The following is a 5,879-nucleotide window of genomic DNA, read 5'->3' as shown; positions in this document are numbered from 1 at the left end:
GCTTCTAGCTTCTAGCTTCTAGCTTCTAGCTTCTAGCTTCTAGCTTTGAGCTTGCGGCTTTTCCCGCGCACAAAGTAAAACCCCCGACCTGTTTCCAGATCGGGGGTTTTGGTATAAGCGCTTGACGATGACCTACTCTCACATGGGGAGACCCCACACTACCATCGGCGATGCATCGTTTCACTACTGAGTTCGGGATGGGATCAGGTGGTTCCAATGCTCTATTGTCGTCAAGCAATTCGTTACTGCCCGGCGAGCCGAACAGCTTAAAAGCTTGAATAGGTGATAGAAGAACGGTAAATCGTAATCTCGACAAGTTCTAGAACTGTCATTCTGTGTGTCCTGATAACACCAGATTGCTTGGGTGTTATATGGTCAAGCCACACGGGCAATTAGTATTGGTTAGCTCAACGCCTCACAGCGCTTACACACCCAACCTATCAACGTCGTAGTCTTCGACGGCCCTTTAGGGGAGTCAAGCTCCCAGTGAGATCTCATCTTGAGGCAAGTTTCCCGCTTAGATGCTTTCAGCGGTTATCTTTTCCGAACGTAGCTACCCGGCAATGCATCTGGCGATACAACCGGAACACCAGGGGTTCGTCCATCCCGGTCCTCTCGTACTAAGGACAGCCCCTCTCAAATCTCAAACGTCCACGGCAGATAGGGACCGAACTGTCTCACGACGTTCTAAACCCAGCTCGCGTACCACTTTAAATGGCGAACAGCCATACCCTTGGGACCGGCTTCAGCCCCAGGATGTGATGAGCCGACATCGAGGTGCCAAACACCGCCGTCGATATGAACTCTTGGGCGGTATCAGCCTGTTATCCCCGGAGTACCTTTTATCCGTTGAGCGATGGCCCTTCCATACAGAACCACCGGATCACTAAGACCTACTTTCGTACCTGCTCGACGTGTTGGTCTCGCAGTCAAGCGCACTTTTGCCTTTATACTCTACGCACGATTTCCGACCGTGCTGAGTGCACCTTCGTACTCCTCCGTTACTCTTTGGGAGGAGACCGCCCCAGTCAAACTACCCACCATACACTGTCCTCGATCCAGATAATGGACCAGAGTTAGAACCTCAAAGTTGTCAGGGTGGTATTTCAAGGTTGGCTCCACGCAGACTAGCGTCCACGCTTCAAAGCCTCCCACCTATCCTACACAAACAAATTCAAAGTCCAGTGCAAAGCTATAGTAAAGGTTCACGGGGTCTTTCCGTCTAGCCGCGGATACACTGCATCTTCACAGCGATTTCAATTTCACTGAGTCTCGGGTGGAGACAGCGCCGCCATCATTACGCCATTCGTGCAGGTCGGAACTTACCCGACAAGGAATTTCGCTACCTTAGGACCGTTATAGTTACGGCCGCCGTTTACCGGGGCTTCGATCAAGAGCTTCGCCGAAGCTAACCCCATCAATTAACCTTCCGGCACCGGGCAGGCGTCACACCCTATACGTCCACTTTCGTGTTTGCAGAGTGCTATGTTTTTAATAAACAGTTGCAGCGGCCTGGTATCTTCGACCGGTCTCAGCTTACGGAGTAAATCCTTCACCAAAACCGGCGCACCTTCTCCCGAAGTTACGGTGCCATTTTGCCTAGTTCCTTCACCCGAGTTCTCTCAAGCGCCTTGGTATTCTCTACCTGACCACCTGTGTCGGTTTGGGGTACGATTTCTAGTTACCTGAAGCTTAGAAGCTTTTCCTGGAAGCATGGCATCAACCACTTCTCTTTCTAAAAGAAAGATCGTCATCAGTTCTCGGTCTTAAGCGCCCGGATTTACCTAAGCACTCAACCTACCACCTTAAACACGGACAACCAACGCCGTGCTGGCCTAGCCTTCTCCGTCCCTCCATCGCAGTAACTAGAAGTACGGGAATATTAACCCGTTTCCCATCGACTACGCCTTTCGGCCTCGCCTTAGGGGTCGACTCACCCTGCGTCGATTAACGTTGCGCAGGAACCCTTGGTCTTCCGGCGTGGGAGTTTTTCACTCCCATTGTCGTTACTCATGTCAGCATTCGCACTTCTGATACCTCCAGCCAACTTCTCAATTGACCTTCACAGGCTTACAGAACGCTCCTCTACCGCTCATCATAAGATGAACCCGTAGCTTCGGTGTATGGTTTGAGCCCCGTTACATCTTCCGCGCAGGCCGACTCGACTAGTGAGCTATTACGCTTTCTTTAAAGGATGGCTGCTTCTAAGCCAACCTCCTAGCTGTCTAAGCCTTCCCACATCGTTTCCCACTTAACCATAACTTTGGGACCTTAGCTGACGGTCTGGGTTGTTTCCCTTTTCACGACGGACGTTAGCACCCGCCGTGTGTCTCCCGTGCTGACACTCACTGGTATTCGGAGTTTGCATCGGTTTGGTAAGTCGGGATGACCCCCTAGCCGAAACAGTGCTCTACCCCCAGTGGTGATACACGAGGCGCTACCTAAATAGCTTTCGAGGAGAACCAGCTATCTCCGAGCTTGATTAGCCTTTCACTCCTATCCACAAGTCATCCGCTAACTTTTCAACGGTAGTCGGTTCGGTCCTCCAGTGCCTGTTACGGCACCTTCAACCTGCCCATGGATAGATCGCCCGGTTTCGGGTCTATACCCAGCGACTAAACGCCCTATTAAGACTCGGTTTCCCTACGCCTCCCCTAGACGGTTAAGCTCGCCACTGAATATAAGTCGCTGACCCATTATACAAAAGGTACGCAGTCACAGAACAAGTCTGCTCCCACTGCTTGTACGCACACGGTTTCAGGTTCTATTTCACTCCCCTCACAGGGGTTCTTTTCGCCTTTCCCTCACGGTACTGGTTCACTATCGGTCAGTCAGGAGTATTTAGCCTTGGAGGATGGTCCCCCCATGTTCAGTCAACGTTTCACGTGCGCCGACCTACTCGATTTCACAACTAAGAGCCTTTCGTGTACGGGGCTATCACCCACTATGGCGGCACTTCCCAGAGCCTTCCACTAAACTCAAAATTGCTTAAGGGCTACTCCCCGTTCGCTCGCCGCTACTTGGGGAATCTCGGTTGATTTCTTTTCCTCAGGGTACTTAGATGTTTCAGTTCCCCTGGTTCGCCTCACACACCTATGTATTCAGTGTGTGATACCTAGCTTATGCTAAGTGGGTTTCCCCATTCAGAGATCTCCGGATCAAAGGTTATTTGCCACCTCCCCGAAGCTTTTCGCAGGCTATCACGTCTTTCATCGCCTCTGACTGCCAAGGCATCCACCGTGTGCGCTTATTCACTTGACCATATAACCCCAAACAATCTTAAGCATGGTTAATAAATTAACCGGCCTAGATTATTAAGTGATATTAGGTTTACTACAGAATTAACGACAATTCCGGAACTTGCACTTGAAATTACAAGTTTACCTTAGCCATACAACATGCAGTGATACATGCTATATGTCTGTACTTCTATCACATATCCAAATTTTTAAAGAGCGTCTGGTTCAGAGACCAGACATCAATGATCCAGCAAGCTGATCATTCATGTATGAACTCTGAGTTCCAATCTATGGCGAAATACTTGTCTGCTGCGTCGTCCTGGTGGAGCCAAGCGGGATCGAACCGCTGACCTCCTGCGTGCAAGGCAGGCGCTCTCCCAGCTGAGCTATGGCCCCGTTCAGACCTTCACACCTCGACAATTGGTGGGTCTGGGCAGATTCGAACTGCCGACCTCACCCTTATCAGGGGTGCGCTCTAACCAACTGAGCTACAGACCCAATCGCCTTTCTTTATGAATCAAGTAATTCGTGTGAGTGCTTGAAGAGCGTCGTGTGATCTATCGATTAAGGAGGTGATCCAGCCGCAGGTTCCCCTACGGCTACCTTGTTACGACTTCACCCCAGTCATGAATCACACCGTGGTAACCGTCCTCCCGAAGGTTAGACTAGCTACTTCTGGTGCAACCCACTCCCATGGTGTGACGGGCGGTGTGTACAAGGCCCGGGAACGTATTCACCGTGGCGTTCTGATCCACGATTACTAGCGATTCCGACTTCATGGAGTCGAGTTGCAGACTCCAATCCGGACTACGAGAGACTTTATGGGATTAGCTCCACCTCGCGGCTTGGCAACCCTCTGTATCCCCCATTGTAGCACGTGTGTAGCCCTGGCCGTAAGGGCCATGATGACTTGACGTCATCCCCACCTTCCTCCGGTTTGTCACCGGCAGTCTCCTTAGAGTGCCCACCATTATGTGCTGGTAACTAAGGACAAGGGTTGCGCTCGTTACGGGACTTAACCCAACATCTCACGACACGAGCTGACGACAGCCATGCAGCACCTGTGTCTGAGTTCCCGAAGGCACCAATCCATCTCTGGAAAGTTCTCAGCATGTCAAGGCCAGGTAAGGTTCTTCGCGTTGCTTCGAATTAAACCACATGCTCCACCGCTTGTGCGGGCCCCCGTCAATTCATTTGAGTTTTAATCTTGCGACCGTACTCCCCAGGCGGTCAACTTAGTGCGTTAGCTGCGCCACTAAGAACTCAAGGTTCCCAACGGCTAGTTGACATCGTTTACGGCGTGGACTACCAGGGTATCTAATCCTGTTTGCTCCCCACGCTTTCGCACCTCAGTGTCAGTATCAGTCCAGGTAGTCGCCTTCGCCACTGGTGTTCCTTCCTATATCTACGCATTTCACCGCTACACAGGAAATTCCACTACCCTCTACCGTACTCTAGCGAAGCAGTTATGGATGCAGTTCCCAGGTTGAGCCCGGGGATTTCACACCCATCTTACTTTGCCACCTACGCGCGCTTTACGCCCAGTAATTCCGATTAACGCTTGCACCCTCTGTATTACCGCGGCTGCTGGCACAGAGTTAGCCGGTGCTTATTCTGTCGGTAACGTCAAAGTTACAGCGTATTAGGCTATAACCCTTCCTCCCAACTTAAAGTGCTTTACAATCCTAAGACCTTCTTCACACACGCGGCATGGCTGGATCAGGGTTTCCCCCATTGTCCAATATTCCCCACTGCTGCCTCCCGTAGGAGTCTGGACCGTGTCTCAGTTCCAGTGTGACTGATCATCCTCTCAGACCAGTTACGGATCGTTGCCTTGGTGAGCCATTACCTCACCAACAAGCTAATCCGACCTAGGCTCATCTGATAGCGCAAGGCCCGAAGGTCCCCTGCTTTCTCCCGTAGGACGTATGCGGTATTAGCGTCCGTTTCCGAACGTTATCCCCCACTACCAGGCAGATTCCTAGGCATTACTCACCCGTCCGCCGCTCTCAAAGGAAGCAAGCTTCCTTCTACCGCTCGACTTGCATGTGTTAGGCCTGCCGCCAGCGTTCAATCTGAGCCATGATCAAACTCTTCAGTTAAATACTGATTGGGTTTTGTGAAAACCCTAAACTTGGCTCAGCTTTACAAAAAACTCTAGAATTCACAGAGTAACTTGCTTGGCTGATAATCTTTCGGATCATCACATCCATTCAGCAAGCACCCACACGAATTACTTGATTCAAATTGTTAAAGAGCGATTCGGTCAGCGTCTCCGCCTAACCAAGGCCGCGTATTCTACGCTAACCTTCTGTTCCGTCAAGCTTTTTTTTGAAGTTTTTAACCGCTTCAAAAACCGCTTGAGTGACTCGTCCCGGCTTTGCCGTTGCGTGTCAGGGAGGCGCATTCTACAGGAGCTAAACCCCTTGTCAACACCTTCCGTCAAACTTGATGAGAGCTTCTCATCGCCCCGATTCAGACCTTAACTTCAGCCCCGAACCAGAGCGGCGCATTCTACGCCATCTCGCCAGCCTGTCAACCCTTATTTTCAAGCTAACTTATTGATTAATAAGCGCTTTACTTAGAGCTTCCTGCTCAGCGAGAGGGCGAATTATAGAGATCTCAGCACGGCCGTCAAGC

At 51.0% G+C, this 5,879-nt stretch carries 2 tRNA genes and 3 rRNA genes; all 5 read right to left on the bottom strand.

The features are described 5' to 3' along the window. Window positions 1–119: 119 nt before the first annotated feature. Window positions 120–235, bottom strand: a 5S ribosomal RNA gene (gene rrf, locus H4J77_RS19050). Window positions 236–371: 136 nt separating this feature from the next. After that, a 23S ribosomal RNA gene (locus H4J77_RS19045) occupies window positions 372–3,261 on the bottom strand. A 298-nt stretch (window positions 3,262–3,559) separates the two neighbouring features. After that, window positions 3,560–3,635, bottom strand: a tRNA-Ala gene (locus H4J77_RS19040). A gap of 25 nt (window positions 3,636–3,660) precedes the next feature. Beyond that, a tRNA-Ile gene (locus tag H4J77_RS19035) sits at window positions 3,661–3,737 on the bottom strand. A 67-nt stretch (window positions 3,738–3,804) separates the two neighbouring features. Next, a 16S ribosomal RNA gene (locus H4J77_RS19030) occupies window positions 3,805–5,341 on the bottom strand. The 16S, 23S and 5S rRNA genes sit together here with 2 tRNA genes alongside, the layout of an rRNA operon. Window positions 5,342–5,879 lie beyond the last annotated feature (538 nt).

This window comes from Pseudomonas sp. 5Ae-yellow (genome assembly GCF_014077575.1).
GTDB classification, from domain to species: domain Bacteria; phylum Pseudomonadota; class Gammaproteobacteria; order Pseudomonadales; family Pseudomonadaceae; genus Halopseudomonas; species Halopseudomonas neustonica.
This window is presented reverse-complemented; position numbering and strand designations above follow the sequence as displayed.